Consider the following 1,182-nt stretch of genomic DNA (forward strand, 5'->3'; position numbering starts at 1 on the left):
GCCGAGCCCACCAATACGATGCCAGACAACACCTTCAGCGCCTGCCTACGATCGAGCCCCTGTGCGCTGCTCTCCAACGCCGCGTGTGCCCCAGGGATCGCCGTCAGCCGGCTGTTCAATTCCTGCTGAAGCGCCTGTACCCGCTGCCAGGCCAACTCGTGATCAACATGGGCTTCGCGCCAGTGTTCACATTGCGCATGCAGACGCACATTGGCCCGATTGTGACGCAGACGCAGCGCCCAACTGATGGCTTGTTTGACGACCTGGGAGTCGGGGCCGTGCCGGGAAGCATTCATGTTCCATACCGCAGGACGTAGCAGTGATAGAGCCCTTGCGCGACATACCGCTCCACTGACCGCAACGAGATGCCCATCTGCTGCGCAATCTGCTTGTACGCCAGCCCATCGCACTGAGCCAGCAGAAAAGCCTTACGCACTTTGGGCTTCAAGCCTTCCAGAAGCCGGGCGACCTCCTCCAGCAATTCCAGCACCAACACACGGGCTTCAGCGCTTGGCGCTAATGCCTCCGGCAGATGCGCAATAGCGTCGAGATAAGCACGTTCTATTTCTTCACGACGCCAGTGATCAATCACCAAACCCCGAGCAATGGTGCGCAGAAAAGCGCGAGGTGCCTTCAGTTCGAAGCGTTCGGTTTTCTGCAGCAGCCGCACAAAGGTGTCCTGCGCCAGGTCTGCGGCATCGGCGGCATTACCCAGGCGACTGCGCAACCATGTGTTGAGCCAATGGTGATGGGTGCTGTAGAGCGTCTGCACAACACTTTCACACGGGATGTAGTCAGAAGATGGCATTCACACAGGCCTGGCCAAGCGTCACAAATGATAATTAGTCGCATTGTCGGGAAGGCTGAAAGATTTTGCAATCGCTGAGGCGTGCGGCTGTACCGCTGGTCGGTTTCCCACGTCAAAAGAGGATGCTTCTCACAAATTTCTAAGATTTGCCGGAGCTTGGCCGAAAGCCTGATGAGCCATGCGTGCACCGAAATAGAGCGGCCCGAGAGTCCGCCTATCCCGTTACATGGAATGTTCCACTCGGCACGCTCACCCCCTTTGGCAAAAGAAGTCGATGAAATGAATCTCAAGTTCAGTCATAAAATTCTGTTGGCCGCGTCAGGCGTCGTGGTTCTGGCCTTCGCGTTATTCACGCTCTACAACGACTACCTGCA

3 protein-coding genes are annotated in these 1,182 nt (G+C 56.9%); 1 reads left to right on the forward strand and 2 read right to left on the reverse strand.

What is annotated here, in order from left to right:
* Together HX803_RS32400 and HX803_RS32405 are read right to left on the reverse strand one after the other, a co-directional pair.
* Nucleotides 1-296, reverse strand: a 296-nt coding sequence (locus tag HX803_RS32400) for a DUF4880 domain-containing protein (protein ID WP_178926117.1), incomplete at its 3' end; no start/stop codon positions are given.
* Nucleotides 293-808 carry a sigma-70 family RNA polymerase sigma factor gene (locus tag HX803_RS32405; RefSeq protein ID WP_178926118.1) on the reverse strand — a complete coding sequence of 172 codons (516 nt, stop codon included), beginning with the start codon at nt 806-808 and terminating at the stop codon, nt 293-295. The genes HX803_RS32400 and HX803_RS32405, both read right to left, overlap by 4 nt.
* Before the next feature lie 279 nt (nt 809-1,087).
* On the opposite strand from HX803_RS32405, the gene HX803_RS33290 reads away from it, so the two are divergent.
* Nucleotides 1,088-1,182: hypothetical protein (locus tag HX803_RS33290; protein ID WP_372339961.1), on the forward strand; the 95-nt coding region annotated here is incomplete at its 3' end.

The organism is Pseudomonas sp. P7548 (assembly GCF_013386585.1).
Classification (GTDB): domain Bacteria; phylum Pseudomonadota; class Gammaproteobacteria; order Pseudomonadales; family Pseudomonadaceae; genus Aquipseudomonas.